Source organism: Streptomyces sp. NPDC059874, assembly GCF_042731135.1.
Taxonomy (GTDB): Bacteria; Actinomycetota; Actinomycetes; order Streptomycetales; family Streptomycetaceae; genus Streptomyces.
The window spans coordinates 81,320-97,362 of sequence record NZ_JBHWJY010000007.1 but is presented as its reverse complement, the minus strand read 5'-3'; the positions used below and the strand labels follow the sequence as shown (position 1 = coordinate 97,362).

Sequence of the window (16,043 nt, the reverse complement as noted above, 5' to 3'; positions counted from 1 at the left end):
GGCCGTGTGTCAAATCGCACAAACAGCCCAATGCTCGCAATAGGCACAACAGGGGCAATCGCTACATCGTGCGCCGAATCACTCGAACCGGGCGGCGAGCAGGACGACGTCCTCGGGCGCGTCCTCCAGTGCCCCTTCGGGCAGCACGGTCCGCAGGATGTGGTCGCAGATCGCGCCCGGATCCTCGCGGGCACTGCGCGGAACGCTCGCGGCCGCCGCGTGCAGCCGGGCGTAGGCCCGGTCCATGGGGTCCCCGGTGCGGCGCAGCAGCCCGTCGGTGTACAGCAGCACCGTTTCTCCGGAGGCGGGTTCGATGTCCACGCTCGGCGCCTCCCAGCAGGACAGCATCCCCAGTGGCGCGGAGAGCGAGGTCTCCACGTATTCGGTCCGGTGCTCGCCGATGAGCAGCGGCGGGGTGTGCCCGGCGCCGGCCAGGATGATCTTGTTCTGAGGGTCGTCGCCGGGACCCCCGGCGGGCTCGCAGTACGCGAAGAGCGCGGTCGCCGAGCGCGCGGGCTCGGTCAGCCGCAGCAGCAGCTCCAGGTCGGAGAGGACCGCGACCGGATCCTCGCCCTCCATGACGGCGTACGCGCGCAGCGAGGCGCGCAGCCGGCCCATGGCGGCGACGGCGCTCGGCCCGGAGCCGGTGACGGAGCCGACGGCCAGTCCCAGGGCGCCCTCGGGCAGCGGCAGGGCGTCGTACCAGTCGCCTCCGCCGAGCGGCCCGGTGTGGTGGCGGGCCGCGAGCTGGACCCCGGGGATCCGGGGCAGCCGGCTGGGCAGCAGCTCCTCGGCGACGGTGGCCAGCCGGGAGCGGGAGCGTTCGACCTCCAGCATCCTGGCCAGGTGCTCGGCGGCGTGCCGCACGTAGAGCCCGGCGAGGTCGCGCTGCCGGTCGTTCGGCTCGGCCTGCTCGTCGTAGAGCCAGACGGCCGCGCCGAGCCGGCCGGTGGCCTCCGCGGTCAGGGGCAGCGCGTAGCTCGCGGCGTACCCGAGGCGGGCGGCGACCTCGCGGTGGCGGGGGTCCACGGGGGCGGCGAAACCACCGGTGCCCGCGGGCGCGTCCGGTTCGGGGAGCACCTCGGAGCCGCCGTGCGCGTCGGGCAGCCCGTCGAGGATGCGTCCGTACGAGGTGGCGCTGCGCGGCACGGTCTCGATGTGGCCGAGGTCGGCGTGACCGAGGCCGAGGCCGATCGTGCTGGTCGGGCCGAGTCCATCGGAGGGCTCCAGGACGACCAGTCCGCGGCGGGCGCCGACGAGGGAGGCTCCGGCGCGCAGGAACTCGTGGAGCGAGGCGTCGAGATCGCTGGTGCGGGCGAGGCGCTCGGTGAGTTCGTGGAGGGTGGTGAGGTCCGAGACCATGCCCGCGAGCCGGTCCTGGATGAGGCTGCCCGGGCCGGTCGGCGGGGCAGGGGTGGCTTGGGCGGGGGTGGTCCGCGCGGGTGTGGGCGCCGCAGTGTGCGGTGACGCGGTAACTGCTGGATCGATTCCAGCCACTTTCGGCAGATGCGGGGCGCTCATGGCGTCCGCCTTTCCACCTGGTGCGATTCGCCATATAGCATCGCAAACCCCCAGATCGTGCTGCGTCGCCATCAAGGAATCCACATCTACACGCACACACGGATGCATGTCCAGCATTGCCCAGGTGGGAATCCTGGTGTCCGTGAGGCGGCAACTCACTGTCCGGCCAAGGCTAGAACTTGGCCGGAAAAAGCTGAAGGCAGCCGGTTTTTACGATCGACTGGACGGACCCGGCAAGGGGTCCGGGTACGTAACCGGTAGCGCCCGGGGCCAGTTGGAACCGCCCGGCGCGGGTCGCCGTCCTTAGCGGCGGCAGCCGGTCTCGGTGCCGGCGCGGGTCGCGCTCCATGCCCGCCGGACGTTTGATGGACCCGTAAGACGACTGCACGAACCGTGTGAACCTGCTTCTGGTGGACAGTGACGCGAAACGTGTACGTGTGGTGATGCACCGGTTACGTGGTGTGATGTGGCCCTCGGCGTTCAACGGAAAGGAACGAGCGCTCATGCGCGAGATCCTCGGAAGGCGTCTCCAGCGGCTCCGCGACCGCTTTCGATCCCCGCGCCCCGCCCCGGGACGGACCGGCGTCCCGCCGGCCCTCCTCGACGCGGCGCGCACCTGCGCCACCCTCCGGCAGTGGCCCGTCCTGCCCGGCGTCGGCCGGTCCGCCACGGACGGCTCGCGCTGCGCCTGCCCCGACCCCGACTGCGTCGTTCCAGGCGCGCATCCATTCGACCCCGGGCTGCTCGCGGCCACCACCGACCCGCGGATGGTGGCCTGGTGGTGGACGCGGAGGCCCGCCGCTCCCGTCCTCCTCGCCACCGGGGGGACCGCCCCGTGTGCCGTGAGCCTGCCGGCAGGCGCGGCGGCGCGGGCCCTCGTACGGCTGGACGCACAAGGCCTGAGGCTGGGGCCGGTCGTGGCCACGCCGACCCGTTGGTCGCTGCTGGTGGCGCCGTATTCGCTGGAGCGGCTCGGCGAACTCCTCTACGCCAAGGACCACGTGCCGTCCTCGTTGCGCTTCCACGGTGAGGGCGGCTACTTGTTGCTGCCGCCATCGGCCGCGTCCAGCGGCGGCCAAGTGCGGTGGGAACGGGAACCCGGTCCGGACGGCGAGCTCTGGCTGCCCGACGTCGAGGCGGTCGTGGACGCGCTCGTCGAGGCGAGCAGCGGCGCACCCGGCGGCGGCAGCCGGCTCGCGTACTGATCACTCGTACGGGTGTCGGCGGGACGAGTTTCCAAGGGAATTGGGCGCGGGGATCTCCGGGCCCCATTCCCGCGTCGCTATCTTCGGCGAATGAATCTCCGCCTGATCGGCATCGGCGCCGGTGTGTTGATCATCTTGTCCCTCCCGCTCACGGGAGCGATCGCCGGGCCGGATTTTGCCGGTCAGGATGACGGAAAAGGCGGCGGTCTGTTCTCGGCCCTCGGGCTTTCCGACTCCTCGAACGGGACTCACGGGTCTGTTGGGGCTGCTGGGTCTTCCGATTCTCCTACGGGTTCTCCGCGCTCGGCGGACGGCGCCCCCGGGCAGCAGCCCGGGCCGGCCCTCGCGCCGCGCACGGATGCGCGCTGCGGCCCCGAACTGTCCTCGCCGCACGGGGTGGAGGCGCAGACCTGCGTCCTGGTGGGCGAGGGCCAGACGTGGGGCCGCAGTTACTACAGAAACACCAGCGGGCAAGCGTTGGACGCCGTGCTGACGGTGATGGGGCCGGCGGGCCGCACCGTGCAGATCCGGTGCACGGTCGGCGCGGGCGACGAACCGGGGCTGTGCGAGACACCGAGAGAGGCCTCGGCGGGGGCTCCGGACAGCTACTCGGCCGTTGCGGAATTTGCAGTTCCGGATGACGAAGGGGAGCTGTTGTTGCGGTCCGGGAGCAACTCACCGGCACCGGGTGACGGTTGAGTACCGCCTGAAATGGAAGGGCCCGGTCGCTGGCGACGGGGGATGCACCAGCGACCGGGCTACAAGAACGGTAACAAGAGATCGCCTGTTCGCAAATTCGATCTCCGATATTCAGACACCGATTTGCAGACGATTAGCGGGAGTTGTGACTCCTGTCACCGGGTCCGCGTGAGGGTCGCGGACGGTGGTGCGTCAGCTGAGGGTGACCTGACGGTTGGTGAGCCCGCCGCGCGCCCGGCGCTCCTCCGTGTTCAGCGGGGCGTCCGTGGCCAGGGCCCCGGCCAGCCGCTCCGCGAACTCCGCAGCGGGCTTCTCCACGTCCTCCGCCGTGACTCCGGTGGGCAGGTCCCAGACGGGGACCATCAGCCCGTGCGCACGGAAGGATCCGACGAGCTTCGTGCCCTCGCCGAGCGAGGAGGTACCGGCCGCGTGCAGCCGCGCGAGGGCGTCGAGCAGCTTCTCCTCGGGGTGCGGCATGACCCAGCGCAGGTGGTTCTTCTCCGGGGTCTCGCACCAGTAGGCCGCGTCCACACCGGTCAGCTTGACGGTGGGAATGGCGGCCGCGTTGGCGCGCTCCAGCGAGGCGGCGATCTCGGGGGAGGCGTTCTGGGCGCCCTCCGATTCCGGAATCCAGAATTCGAAGCCGGTGTGTACAACCGGCTCGAAACCGCCGTCGGTGTCCAGGAGATCCTGAAGTCGCGGACCCTCGGCGGGAACCCGGCGGGCGGGGACGGGAGTCCCGGGGTCCGCGACGAGCGCACGCTCCAGGGTGTCGGCCAGGTCGCGGCCGAGGTCGCCACTGGACGAGTCGTTCTGCAGGCCGAGCAGGACGGAGCCGTCCTCGCGGCGCAGGGCCGGCCAGGCCATGGGCAGTACGGTCACCAGCGTGACGGAGGGAACTCCCTCGGGCAGACCGCCCTTGAGGGTCAGCGGAACGGTGGCCGCGGGCACGAGTTCGCGCAGCGCGACCCAGTCACACTCGCCCGGCAGGCCCTCGAAGGGACGTCGCACGCGCTCGGTGACGGCGTGCGCGGCGGCTGCGCCGTGGCAGGCCTTGTAGCGGCGCCCGGATCCGCACGGGCAGGGCTCGCGGGCGCCCACCACGGGGATTTCGCCGTTGTTGAGCTGCGGCTTTGCAGTCTTGGCTGCGGGGCGCTTCTTGGCCATCGTGGGTGTCTCCCGGTTGCGGCGGTACGGCGTCGTGTCTGGGCGCGAGCCTAGCCGTTCGTACCGCCGAAACCGGTTGGGTGCGGCCGGGAGCACGGTCGGCGTGCGCTCCCGGACGGCCGCTTGTCTCTTCCCACGTCGGCCAGTTGTCGTCGAGTGATGTTCTGTTGTTGCTCTGTTCTGTCGATCCGCTGTCGTGTTGTGCTCTTCAGGGATCGAGATCGTCGAAGGCGGTACTGAAATCGATCGCCGGGGGCGCAACGCGCGTAGCGAAATCCTCGTGCCGGGGCCCACAGGCAACGATCACCCACACGGTGACCTCACCCGCCGCTCCGTCCCGGACACCCCAGTCCTGGGCCAAGGCGCTGATGATGTTCAGCCCCCGACCGCCGCGCGCGGTGACCGAGGGCGTGGCCGGAACAGGGCGGGTGGGCCCGCCCCCGTCCGTGACCTCGACCGTCAGTCGCCCCGCTGTGTCGAAGCGCCATGCGGCGCGTATCTCCCCGTCCCCGACTTCCCGCGCGCCCAGTGGCCTGCCGTGTCGGCAGGCGTTGCTGAGCAGTTCGGAAAGGATCAGTACGGCATCGTCCACGACCGATTCGGACACCCCGCTGATACGCAATTGCTCGCGCATCCGGTGCCTCGCCTCGCCCACACCCGCAGGACCATGGCGTACATCCATGCACGACGACGTGGGCACTTCCTGTGCCACCACCAACGCCACCCCCGGAACCTCCTTAGCCCCACGCATGGTCTGGATGCCCCAATGGCCTGGACCGGAAACCGCCGGAGCGGAGGCCTCTGACGCATTCGCGACGGACCGATGCGGAGCGGATGCGCCGGTGCACACCCTGTTACCGACGGGGTGGGCGTGGCGGGTGGGCAAATGGGGACGTCAGCGGCCCAGTTGGGACAGAACCTGACGGGGTCTGTTCGTGATGATTGCTTCCACGCCGAGATCAGCGCAGAGCTGAACGTCTTCCGGATCGTTCACGGTCCATACGTGTACGGAGTGGCCCGCGCTCTGGAGCTTGCGGATGTAGCCGGGGTGGTTGCGCACGATCCGCATGCCGGGACCGGCGATGCCGATGCCGGCAGGCAGTCGCCCGTCCCGCATCCGGGGCGAGATGAACTGCATCAAGTACACCGTCGGGATCGTCGGGGCGGCCGCCCGCACGCGGTGCAGGGAGCGCGCCGAGAAGCTCATGACGCGGACCGGATGGGGCCCCCCGCTGGGCGGCGCGTCCAGGCCGAAGCGCTTGAGGAGGAACAGGAGGCGCTCCTCCACCTGTCCGGCCCAGCGGGTCGGGTGCTTCGTCTCGATCGCCAGAGGGACCGGCCGGCCGGCGTCGGAGACCAGCTCCAGGAGCCGTTCCAGGGTGAGCACGGACGTGCGCTCCGGGTCCGCGTCCCAGTCGGGGGACTCCTCGCGGTCCTTCCAGGAGCCGAAGTCGAGGGCGGCGAGGTCGGCGAGCTCCAGGGCGGAGACCGCGCCGCGACCGTTGGAGGTGCGGTTGACCCGGCGGTCGTGCACCAGGACCAGATGGCCGTCGGCGGTCAGCCGGACATCGCACTCGAGAGCGTCCGCGCCGTCTTCGATGGCCTTGCGGTACGCGGCCAGGGTGTGCTCGGGTGCGTCCTCCGAGGCGCCGCGGTGGGCGACGACCTGGATGGGGTGCGGCGTTGGGTGGGTCACCGGGTCATGGTGCCACCGAGAGGGGCCCGGGCGTCGAGGGCGAGAGCTGCGGATGCGTCCGAAATGACCGATATAAAGTGTGGGGGGAGATGCACAGGTCCGGCTTACAGTGCTCTGACGGGTGATGGGAAAGGCTTTGCCCAGGAACTTGTGTGGCAGGTCGAACGTTCAGTCGGACCGATCGCCAGAGATTTGCCAGAGATTTCTGAAGCCGTGTGTGACGAGGAGAGAGCGCTGTGAGCACCGAGAACGAGGGCACCGCGGCCCCGACGCCCCCCGCGGCCCCGTCCGCACCCCCTGCTCAGGCCTCCGAGACGCAGGCGGCGGCTCCCGCGCCTGCTCCGCAGCCGGCCGACGCACCGCCGGCGCCCCCGGCCCCTGCCGCCGCGACCGCTCCGGCGGCCCCCGCGGCCCCGCCCGCCGCCGAGCCGGTGACCCAGCAGCTCCCGCCCACGGCGGCGCCGGGCACCGAGCACACCCAGCAGCTCCCGCCCACGCAGCCGCCCGTCGCTCCGGCGCACCCGGCTCCGGCGCACCCGGCTCCGGCGCCTCCGGCTCCGGCGCCTCCGGCTCCGGCCTACGGTCAGGCCCCCGCTCCGGCCGCGCACGGCGGCGAGGTCTGGCCGCCCCCGCCGCCCGCCGTGCCCGCGTACGGCGCGGCCGGCGGTCAGGGAGGCCACGGCGGCGGTGTCTGGGGGGCTCCCCTGACCGCCGACGGCACCCCGCCGGCCAAGCCGAAGGGCAAGGGCGGCCTGATCGCGGGCGTGCTCGTGGCGGCCCTCCTCGCCGGCGGCATCGGCGGCGGCGTCGGGTACTGGGCCGCCGACCGCAGCGGAAACGGCACGGGCTCGACCACGATCACCGCCGGCAACACCCCGAAGGACCTCAAGCGCGAGGCCGGTTCGATCGCGGGCCTGGCCGCCGCCGCCCTGCCCAGTGTCGTCACCATCGAGGCCCAGGCCGGTGACGGCGAGGGCGGCACCGGCACGGGGTTCGTCTACGACCAGCAGGGCCACATCCTCACGAACAACCACGTGGTGGCCTCCGCCGCGAACGGCGGCAAGCTCTCCGCGACCTTCTCCGACGGCAAGAAGTACGAGGCCGAGGTGGTGGGCCGGGCCCAGGGCTACGACGTCGCCGTCCTGAAGCTGAAGAACCCGCCGGCCGGCCTCAAGCCGCTGCCGCTCGGCGACTCCGAGAAGGTCGCGGTCGGCGACGCGACCATCGCCATCGGTGCCCCCTTCGGCCTGTCGAACACGGTCACCACCGGCATCGTCAGCGCCAAGAACCGCCCCGTCGCCTCCGGTGACGGCTCGGGCGGGAAGAACTCGTACATGAGCGCGCTCCAGACGGACGCCTCGATCAACCCGGGCAACTCCGGCGGTCCGCTGCTCGACGGGCGCGGCGCCGTCATCGGCATCAACTCCGCGATCCAGTCGGCCGGCAACGGCGGCTTCGGCGGCGGCCAGGCCGGTTCCATCGGCCTCGGCTTCGCCATCCCGATCAACCAGGCGAAGAACGTCGCCGAGTCCCTGATCAAGACGGGCAAGCCGGTCTACCCGGTGATCTCGGTCTCCGTGGACCTGCAGTCCAAGGCCGAGGGCGCCAAGATCTCCGAGCAGGGCGCGGCCGCCAACGAGCTGGTCGACCCGAACGGCCCGGCGGGCAAGGCAGGCCTCAAGCCCGGCGACGTCATCACCGAGTTCGGCGGCAAGCCGGTCGACAGCGGCCCGACCCTGATCAGCATGATCTGGACGTACAAGCCCGGCGACACGGTGAAGCTCACCTACCTGCGCGGCGGCAAGCCGACCACGGTGGACATCACGCTCGGCTCCCGGGTCGGCGACAAGTAGGACTGAGGGTCGGCGCGAGCAGGACCACCGGCCACGGCAGTGGCCTGATGGGAGGGGCCGTAGGCGGGATTCCACCTACGGCCCCTCCCAACGTCCGCTTATGCTTCGTTGGTGTTCGATTCCCGGCACATACGGACGTTCCACGAGGTGGTCGCCTCGGGGTCCTACTCGGCGGCCGCCCGCGTGCTGGGCTACACCCAGCCCGCCATCACCCAGCAGATGAAGGCGCTGGAACGCGCCGTCGGAACCCCGCTGTTCACCCGCGTGGGCCGAAAGATGCAGCTCACCGAGGCAGGGGAGTCCCTCGCCCGGCACGCCGAGACGATCCTCGGCAGCCTCTCCGCCGCCGAGGCCCAGCTGAAGGCGTACGCGCGTCTGCGCACCGGTCGGGTCCGGCTCTGCGGCTTCCCCAGCGCCAACGTCACCCTCGTCCCGGAGGCCCTGAGCGCCCTGGCCAAGGACCACCCCGGCGTACAGGTCGAGCTGCTGGAGGGGGAGCCCCCGGAGTCGCTGCGCCGGCTGGAGCGCGGGGAGTGCGACATCACGCTGGCCTTCACCTATCCCGGGCTGCACGAGGAGATCCCGGAGGAGGTCACCGAGGTCAGGCTGCTGGAGGACCAGCTGACCGTGCTGCTCCCGACCGGGCACCCGCTGGCCCGGCGCAGGGCCGTGCACCTGACCGATCTCGCCGGGGAGCGGTGGATCGCCGGCTGCCCGCGCTGCCGGGCGAACCTGCTGCACGAGTGCGCGGAGCTGGGTTTCGTGCCCGACATCCGCTTCGCCACCGACGACAACCTGGTGGTGCAGAGCCTGGTCGCACAGGGCTTGGGCGTGGCCATGATGCCCGCGCTGGTGCTGCCCTCCCTCTCGCTCAGCAAGGTCTGCGGGCGGGCCCTGGAGCCCGCCGCGCGCCGCCGCGTCGCGGCCTACGTGTACCGCGACCACCTGCGCGTCCCGGCGACGGCCGTGGTCCTCGACGCGCTCCGGCAGGTGGCGGCGAACCGGGTCGGTTGCTGACCGGGCGACCACCCAACCCATAAGCGGTGCTTGGGATTTCGGGTCGGAACTGTCGTTGGACGTGATGGATCGGCGGCAGGACGCTGCGGATATGACCACCACCACGCCGGCCCGCACCACCACGAGGATGGCCGCCCTCGTCAGTGAGATCCGCACGGTCGTGGAGCGGGGGCTGGCCCCGGATCTGACCGCGTACCTCGTCGGCGAACGGGTCGCCCCGCATCTGGGCGCCCCCGACCTTCTGACGCCCGCGCAGTGCGAAGGCGATCCGGAGCGGTACCGGCAGCACATCCTGCACGCCGAGTCCGACGGCAGCTTCTCGGTGGTGGCGTTGGTGTGGCTGCCGGGCCAGGAGACCTGCATCCACGACCACGTGTCGTGGTGCGTGGCCGGGGTGCACCAGGGCGAGGAGAGCGAACGCCGTTTCCGGCTGGCGCCCGGTGCCGGTCGGGCCCGGTTGGTGGCCACCGAGGACGTGGTCAACACCCAGGGCGAGGTCTGCGGCTTCGCCCCGCCCGGTGACATCCACAAGGTGCGCAACTCCTGTCGCACGAAGGCGATATCCCTGCACGTGTACGGAGCCGACGTCTCCCGGCTGGGCACCAGCATCCGCCGCGTCTACACGCTCCCCGTCGACTGATGGCCCTCCTGCACCGCCCCCAGGGTGCGGCGGTTGGCCATGTTTCACGTGAAACATCCACCTCCTGGCCCGGGTTGGCGATGGCCGCGGGCGGGGCGCTGGCGGCGTGGTGCGTGCACCGCCTCGTACCCGCCGTACCCATGCTGACCGCGTCCGTGGTGCTGGGGATCGCGGTGGCGCATCTCCCCGGTCTACGGACCTTCGTCCGTGGAAGCGCCCGCCCGGGTCTCTCGCTGGCCGGCCGTCGGTTGATGCGGATCGGCATCGTCCTGCTGGGACTCGGCCTGGGGCTGGACCAGGTGCTGCGGCTGGGTTGGGGGACCGTGGCGATGGTGGCCGGGGTGGTCGCGGCCACCTTCTTCGGCACCCTCTGGCTCGGCCGGCGCCTCGGACTCCCCGGCGACCAACCGCTGCTGATCGCCACCGGGTACTCGATCTGCGGGGCTTCGGCGATCGGTGCGGTGAGCGAGGTGTCCGGCAGTGACGAGGAGGACGTGGCCGCCTCGGTGGCGCTGGTCACCCTGTGCGGAACCCTCGCCATCGCGGTCCTCCCCCTCCTCCAGGGCCCGCTGAGCCTGTCCGACCCGGCCTTCGGGCGCTGGGTCGGCGCGAGCGTCCACGACGTCGGTCAGGTGGTGGCCACCGCGCAGACCGCGGGCCCGGGCGCGCTCGGTGAAGCGGTGCTGGTCAAGCTGATGCGGGTGGCGCTGCTGGCCCCGTTGGTGGCGGCCGTGGCCTTCTCCGTAAGGGCCCGGCGGCGCGGGGTGCGCACGGCCTCGGGGCGCCGGCCGGCCCCGGTGCCGCTGTTCGTGGCCGGGTTCCTGGCGGCGGCCGCGCTGCGAGCGACCGGCGCGCTGCCCGACGTGGCGCTGGAGTGGGCACACACCGCGCAGGAGGCGCTGCTCGCGGCGGCCCTGTTCGGCCTGGGGAGCGCGGTGCACCTGCCGACGCTGGCTCGGACCGGCGGGCGGGCCGCGGTGCTGGGGCTCGGGGCGTGGGTGGTGGTCGCGGGGGTCTCGTACGCGGGCGTGCTGCTCACCGTGTAACGGGAGGGAGTTGGCCATTTCATGGCCGGAACCGACCGAACGTTCCGACTGCCCGCTGACATTGCGACCCGCCCGTGCCACTCTCCTCCCGGCAACTCGAACAACCGATCCGCACCGACCGCACTTCACCCCCACCCTGCCCCGGCGGCCACCCCGTCCCAGGGCACGGCAGAAGGAGTCATGCGTGAATCGTCATCGAACGGCCTTGTCCGCTCTGCTCTCGGCGGGCGCCCTGGTCGCGGGCGTCCTGACGGGGGCCACCCCCTCGATCGCGGCGGACACCCCCACATCCTTCCGGCAGCAGCACACCCAGGGCTTCTGGACCGCCGAGCGGATGCGCGCCGCCGCCCCGCTCGACATCACGGCGGCCCCCGGCGCGGCCCGCACCCCGGTGGCCACCTCGGCGGCCCCCACGAACATCGCCCCGACGGCCGCCTCCGCCTCCCCCACGGCGTTCCCGCAGGCGGGCGGGGCCTGGACGGGCGGCGGCGCGGTCGTGAAGACCTCCGGCCGGGTCTTCTTCACCATGGGAAACCGGACCGCCTCCTGCTCCGGTGATTCGATCACCAGCGCCAATGGCAGCACGGTCATCACCGCCGGCCACTGCGTGAAGTACCAGGGCGCCTGGCACACCAACTGGGTCTTCGTACCCGCGTACAACAACGGCAGCGCGCCCTACGGCCAGTGGTCGGCCACCAAGACCTTCGCCACCGACCAGTGGGCCGCGAGCGAGGACATGAACATGGACGTCGGCCTCGCGGTGGTCGCCCCGCTGAACGGCCAGACCCTCAGCCAGGTCGTCGGCGCCCAGGGCGTCCTCTTCAACGGCGGCTACAACAAGAAGATGTACTCCTTCGGCTTCCCCGCCGCCTCTCCGTACGACGGCACGAAGCTGGTCTACTGCAGCGGCAACAGCGGCAAAGACTTCCTGCTCACCAAGGACCACAGCCTGGCCTGCAACATGACCGGCGGCTCCAGCGGCGGCCCCTGGTTCCAGGACTTCAACGAGGCGACGGGCCTGGGCACCCAGGTCTCGGTGAACAGCTTCGGCTACACCTTCCTGCCGAACCGCATGTACGGCCCGTACTTCGGCAACGAGGCGAAGGCGGCCTACGACAAGGCCCAGACCGCCTGATCGGCGATCCGGCCCGGGCAGGTGGGGCACCGGAGCAGCCGTCCGGTGCCCCATGTGCTTTCGGCACGCCACATCCGTGCATACGCTGCCTTCACCAATGAGTCCGGGGAGGGCGCGAGTTGGGAAAGCAACCGGACCCCAAGGCCCGGATCCGGGAAATCCGCGAGAAGCTCGATGCTCTGGACGCGGAGTCTGCCGGGGGACGTGGGAAACGAGCGCTCGGGCGCGCGCAGCAGCCCGAGACCCCGGCCCGCGGGCGGCCAGGGGAGGACGTGAGCGGATACGGGGATCCGGTTCCCGACCCCGCGCTGACGTACGACGCGAGCTCTCAGCCGTATGCGGGAGGCCGTTCCGAGCGCAGTGAGCGGCCCGAGCGGGAGCTCACGCGGGGCCGGCACGACCACGAGGGCAGGTTCGGTCAGTACCGCCGGGGCAGCGGCCGGAACTGAACAGACCCGGCCTCCGGCGGCCCCTACGGATAAGGCAGCCCCCGACCCCCCTGACAGCCGGTACTCTGGTGCCCGCTCCGCCGCTGATCGGCAGGGGCGCGGGTGGGTTGCCCGAGCGGCCTAAGGGAACGGTCTTGAAAACCGTCGTGGCAGCGATGTCACCGTGGGTTCAAATCCCACACCCACCGCCAAGCGGGCTAAGGCCCAGCTCAGAAGGGGTGCCACCGACCCGGTGGCACCCCTTCTGTATGCGAACTGTCTCACGCTTTCTCACGTGTGCACCGCCGTCGATCACCTTCTGATCGTCGGCGGTGACTTCGGCTTCGGCGAATGCCCAGTGGAGACGGCCTCGGGGCAGATCGTGGGCTGGCCTACTGCATCTCGGCGCTCGGGTCCCCTGCCCCCAGACCTCGACCAGTTCCTGGTCCTGCGGCACTGGCTGCGCCTGACCCTGGACCAAGTCGACGCCCGGGTCGAGCAGGTCCGGGCTGTGCAGGCCGGTCGCCACTCGGCGTCCGCGCCCTGAGGCTCCTGCCTGGTGGGGGCGGGACGCGCACGGCGCATCCCGCCCCTCGGGCTGTCCGGGGCAGGCGCTACACTCCGGCTGCCCAGAGCTCCCGAGCAGGTCACGGGGGTCGGGCCCATCCGAACTGGGGGGTTCATGAGTTTGCTGCCGATCGGCAGAAGGAAGCGGAGCAGACGGGGGCGGGGCCGCGCGACAGCCGCCTCGGGCACCCTGCTGCTCGCCCTGCTGGCCTCACTCGCAGGTCAGGCTGGCACCGCCGCCGCGGCCCCCATCACCACAACGGCCGCCCCGGCCACGGCGCCACCGAAGACCGCGGGTCCGCTGGCCACGCCGACGCCCGATCTCAGGGCCGACCACCAGGCGGCCGTACGCACGCTCCAGAACAGCGACCTCTCCGGTCCGTGCCCGGCAGCCGTCGCTCCGCACACGGTCGTCACCTGCACGGTGGACCCGTCCAAGACGGCGTCCTTCTCGCTCGCCCTGCCGCAGCAGAAGGACCTCGTCCTGCTCCAGGTCATCACGACCCAGTCGTCCACCACCAAGCTGATCGCGCCCGGCGGCGCCACCGTCGCGTGCGACTTCGCCCACGGCTCGACCCGGACCCGGCGGTGCCCCACCAATCAGGCCGGGACATACACACTGCAGGTCACGGACAAGAGCGCCATGGCGAACGGCATCTCCGTGTCATACGCTCCGCTGCTCTCGTCCACCGCGTGCAAGGCCATCGGCGCCGGAGACCGCAGGCTCGGCGGACCGACCGTGTTCCCCGGGGCGCTGTCGACCGGCTCGGCGGGCGACTGCTACACCCTGGACCTGGCAGCGAGTGACGTCCTGCGCGCCTACAGCTCCAGTTCCGAAGTCCTGCACAGCGTGTACGACGCCTCCGGGCAGGAGATCTGCACGTCCTACCTCCGCGGGGCGTACGCCATGGACTGCAGGCTCACGGGCACCGCACCGTTTCGTATCTCGGCGCTGCAGCCCTGGGGTAACGCGGTCGCTTACAACTACTCCGTGGCCCGGCTCTCCAAGCCGGAGGGCTGCGCGCTGGTCGTCCCCCAGGCCTTCGGAGTCGCCCCGGATCTGAGCCCGACGGAGCACTGCCGCATCCTTCGGGTCACGCAGGCGGCCGAGCACTCCTTCGCCGAGGTTTCCTCCGGCATCGTCCCGCTTCCTTCGAAGCTCGTCTCCGTGGCCGGCGACGTCATACCCGGCTGCGACGACGGCACCTGCGACCTGGCCCCCGGTGACTACACCTGGTCGGCAGACCCCCAGTCTCGGAATTTCACGACCTTCGGTATCGCATTCGTCTCCGCCAAGGAGACCAGAGGATGCACAACGACCCACGACAACGGCCTCGTGGCCGGTCCGGTCACCGGAGCGTTCGGCGCGCCCGGGCAGCAATTCTGCCTGACCCTGCCGACCGCCACCGGCAAGGGCATCTACGCAGTGAACCGGCCGCCGACCGGCGGCAACCATGCCCGTGTGAAGGTGTACGACGCGTCCGGAACCCTGCAGTGTGACACCGGGCCCATCTGCAAACTGACCGGCACCGCTCCCTTCCGCGCATACCTGAGCGGACAGCCGGACTCGAGCTACGGACTGGTGTTCCACAGGACCGGCGAGACCGCCGGCTGCACGCCGTGGCCTCATTCCACGTACGGCAACGGTGCCTGGGGCGCCGAGGTATCGGTGTCCCCGAGCAACAACTGGGGCTGCCTGAGCGTGCCAGGGGACGCGCACTCCACCGCCGAGTTGATCGACTACACCAACACCTGGAACGACACGAACGCGACGGTCAGGTTGGTCGACGCAGCGGGCGACGTGAAGTGCGAGACCGGCTACTCCGACACGGCCGCCAGATGCTCTCTCGCCTCCGGGGTGACCTATACGGCGCTGCTCGTCAGCCGGGGCGGGTATGACACGTACAAGCTCGTCCGCCGTGACGTGTCCGCAACTGCGCAGTGCCCGGCCCCGGCCTCGACGAAGACAGGCGGCCCCTCTCTCGCCTTCGACCTGACGTCCTCGCTGGATGCGCGCTGCGTGCGCGTAAACGCCGCCACCACGGACAAACTCTGGATCGCCGCAAGGACACCCGGCAATCCGGGCGGTGACGTCACCCAGCTGACCGTTGTCGACAGCGAGGGCCGCTTCGTGTGCCCGGAGCCTCACGCCCCATGCCGTGCCAGCGGCTCGACGTCGTACACAGCGGTCATCACATCCGACAATGCCCGCCACGACGCCCCCCTCGCGGTAAAACTGGACACCTGGCGAGTGGGTACGGTCTCGGGCTGGGCCCCGGAATGCACCGCCAACCAGGTCTCGGTCACTGATTTCCCTGAACGGAGCGGGACCCTTTCCGAAACCTCCACGGCCTACTGCGCCGTGATCGACATGAGGCCCGGCCAGTCGTTCACGGTCTCCGGCAACACCTCCGACACGGGGGGCCCGAAGCCGGACCTGGACCTGCTGAGCAGCCCGGGATGGATTTCCACGACCAGCGGCTACGGGTGCACCAACTTTGACGACAGCCGGTTGTTCTTCGGCTGCCGCGCGAGCGCCGACGCAGCACCTGGCCAAGCGGTCCTGCTGTTGAGCCCCCGCGGGACCCGCACCCCCGTCGACTTCCACCTGAAGGGAATCTGTGACTCGGGCTGCGTTGCGCCCACGCCGACCGGCATCAGCCCGTCGACCAGCACGGCGGGCACGCGTACCGAAGCCGTCGTCAGCGGTGCCGGGCTCACCTTCGGCACCAAGCTCAAGCTGATCCGCAGCGGCTCCCCGGACCGCTGGCTGGAGGTCGTCTCCGTCAACGCCGAGGGCACCGCGCTGAGCGTCAAGGTCGACACGACCGGGCTGGAGCCCGGGCAGTACGACCTGCTCCTCGACGGTGTCGGATACACCAGCGGCGTGCCCTCCCCGGGCTACCTCCCGAAGGCGTACACCGTCACGGCCCCCGCGCCCGTCCAGAAGGGCAGCCGGTTCGTGCCGACCGGACCGTCGCGGTTCCTGGACACGCGTGACGGTACCGGCGCGAAGCAGCAGCGGGTCGGACCCGGCGGGGTGGTGACGCTGCAGGTCGCCGGGGTCAA

12 protein-coding genes, 1 tRNA gene and 1 pseudogene are annotated in these 16,043 nt (G+C 71.1%); 10 read left to right on the top strand and 4 right to left on the bottom strand.

Going from position 1 to position 16,043, the window contains the following annotated elements; all coding sequences use genetic code 11:
• Positions 1-78: 78 nt before the first annotated feature.
• A complete protein-coding gene (locus ACFV9H_RS06580; protein WP_385394174.1) occupies positions 79-1,638 on the bottom strand; it encodes a PP2C family protein-serine/threonine phosphatase in 1,560 nt (519 codons plus the stop codon).
• A gap of 386 nt (positions 1,639-2,024) precedes the next feature.
• Here ACFV9H_RS06580 and ACFV9H_RS06575 point away from each other — a divergent pair, with 386 nt between their 5' ends.
• The gene (locus ACFV9H_RS06575) at positions 2,025-2,726 is read left to right on the top strand and encodes a bifunctional DNA primase/polymerase (RefSeq protein ID WP_385394171.1); all 702 of its coding nucleotides are present in this window, start codon (positions 2,025-2,027) and stop codon (positions 2,724-2,726) included.
• Between the two features lie 90 nt (positions 2,727-2,816).
• Positions 2,817-3,425 carry a hypothetical protein gene (locus tag ACFV9H_RS06570; protein WP_385394169.1) on the top strand — a complete coding sequence of 203 codons (609 nt, stop codon included), beginning with the start codon at positions 2,817-2,819 and terminating at the stop codon, positions 3,423-3,425.
• Positions 3,426-3,617: 192 nt separating this feature from the next.
• Here ACFV9H_RS06570 and ACFV9H_RS06565 read toward each other — a convergent pair whose 3' ends face one another.
• The 3 genes and pseudogenes from ACFV9H_RS06565 to ACFV9H_RS06555 form a co-directional block, all read right to left on the bottom strand.
• Complete coding sequence (locus ACFV9H_RS06565) at positions 3,618-4,592, bottom strand: DUF5926 family protein (protein WP_385394166.1); 975 nt, start codon at positions 4,590-4,592, stop codon at positions 3,618-3,620.
• A gap of 208 nt (positions 4,593-4,800) precedes the next feature.
• Positions 4,801-5,402 (bottom strand): annotated as a pseudogene (locus ACFV9H_RS06560) (ATP-binding protein).
• 85 nt (positions 5,403-5,487) lie between these two features.
• Positions 5,488-6,288, bottom strand: coding sequence for a glycerophosphodiester phosphodiesterase (locus ACFV9H_RS06555; protein WP_385394163.1), 801 nt, complete (start codon positions 6,286-6,288; stop codon positions 5,488-5,490).
• 236 nt (positions 6,289-6,524) lie between these two features.
• Here ACFV9H_RS06555 and ACFV9H_RS06550 point away from each other — a divergent pair, with 236 nt between their 5' ends.
• The 8 genes from ACFV9H_RS06550 to ACFV9H_RS06515 all read left to right on the top strand — a co-directional run.
• The gene (locus ACFV9H_RS06550) at positions 6,525-8,141 is read left to right on the top strand and encodes a S1C family serine protease (protein WP_385394161.1); all 1,617 of its coding nucleotides are present in this window, start codon (positions 6,525-6,527) and stop codon (positions 8,139-8,141) included.
• Positions 8,142-8,252: 111 nt separating this feature from the next.
• Positions 8,253-9,158 (top strand): LysR substrate-binding domain-containing protein, encoded by a 906-nt coding sequence (locus ACFV9H_RS06545; RefSeq protein ID WP_385394158.1) that lies wholly within the window; start codon positions 8,253-8,255, stop codon positions 9,156-9,158.
• A 91-nt stretch (positions 9,159-9,249) separates the two neighbouring features.
• Positions 9,250-9,798, top strand: coding sequence for a cysteine dioxygenase (locus tag ACFV9H_RS06540; protein ID WP_385394156.1), 549 nt, complete (start codon positions 9,250-9,252; stop codon positions 9,796-9,798).
• A complete protein-coding gene (locus tag ACFV9H_RS06535) occupies positions 9,798-10,844 on the top strand; it encodes a YeiH family protein (RefSeq protein ID WP_385394153.1) in 1,047 nt (348 codons plus the stop codon). The genes ACFV9H_RS06540 and ACFV9H_RS06535 overlap by 1 nt, the downstream gene beginning before the upstream one ends.
• Before the next feature lie 184 nt (positions 10,845-11,028).
• Complete coding sequence (locus tag ACFV9H_RS06530; protein WP_385394150.1) at positions 11,029-11,979, top strand: trypsin-like serine peptidase; 951 nt, start codon at positions 11,029-11,031, stop codon at positions 11,977-11,979.
• Between the two features lie 550 nt (positions 11,980-12,529).
• Positions 12,530-12,619, top strand: a tRNA-Ser gene (locus ACFV9H_RS06525).
• Positions 12,620-12,702: 83 nt separating this feature from the next.
• Positions 12,703-12,954, top strand: a complete 252-nt coding sequence (locus ACFV9H_RS06520; RefSeq protein ID WP_385394147.1) for a hypothetical protein — start codon at positions 12,703-12,705, stop codon at positions 12,952-12,954.
• A gap of 135 nt (positions 12,955-13,089) precedes the next feature.
• Positions 13,090-16,043: hypothetical protein (locus ACFV9H_RS06515; protein WP_385394145.1), on the top strand; the 2,954-nt coding region annotated here is incomplete at its 3' end.

Excerpts from the sequence above, each read along its gene's own strand:
- ACFV9H_RS06535 (WP_385394153.1), top strand. The coding sequence starts at position 9,798 with ATGGCCCTCCTGCACCGCCCCCAGGGTGCGGCGGTTGGCCATGTTTCA.
- ACFV9H_RS06540 (WP_385394156.1), top strand. The coding sequence starts at position 9,250 with ATGACCACCACCACGCCGGCCCGCACCACCACGAGGATGGCCGCCCTC.
- ACFV9H_RS06570 (WP_385394169.1), top strand. The coding sequence starts at position 2,817 with ATGAATCTCCGCCTGATCGGCATCGGCGCCGGTGTGTTGATCATCTTG.
- ACFV9H_RS06580 (WP_385394174.1), bottom strand. The coding sequence starts at position 1,638 with ATGCTGGACATGCATCCGTGTGTGCGTGTAGATGTGGATTCCTTGATG.
- ACFV9H_RS06575 (WP_385394171.1), top strand. The coding sequence starts at position 2,025 with ATGCGCGAGATCCTCGGAAGGCGTCTCCAGCGGCTCCGCGACCGCTTT.
- ACFV9H_RS06565 (WP_385394166.1), bottom strand. The coding sequence starts at position 4,592 with ATGGCCAAGAAGCGCCCCGCAGCCAAGACTGCAAAGCCGCAGCTCAAC.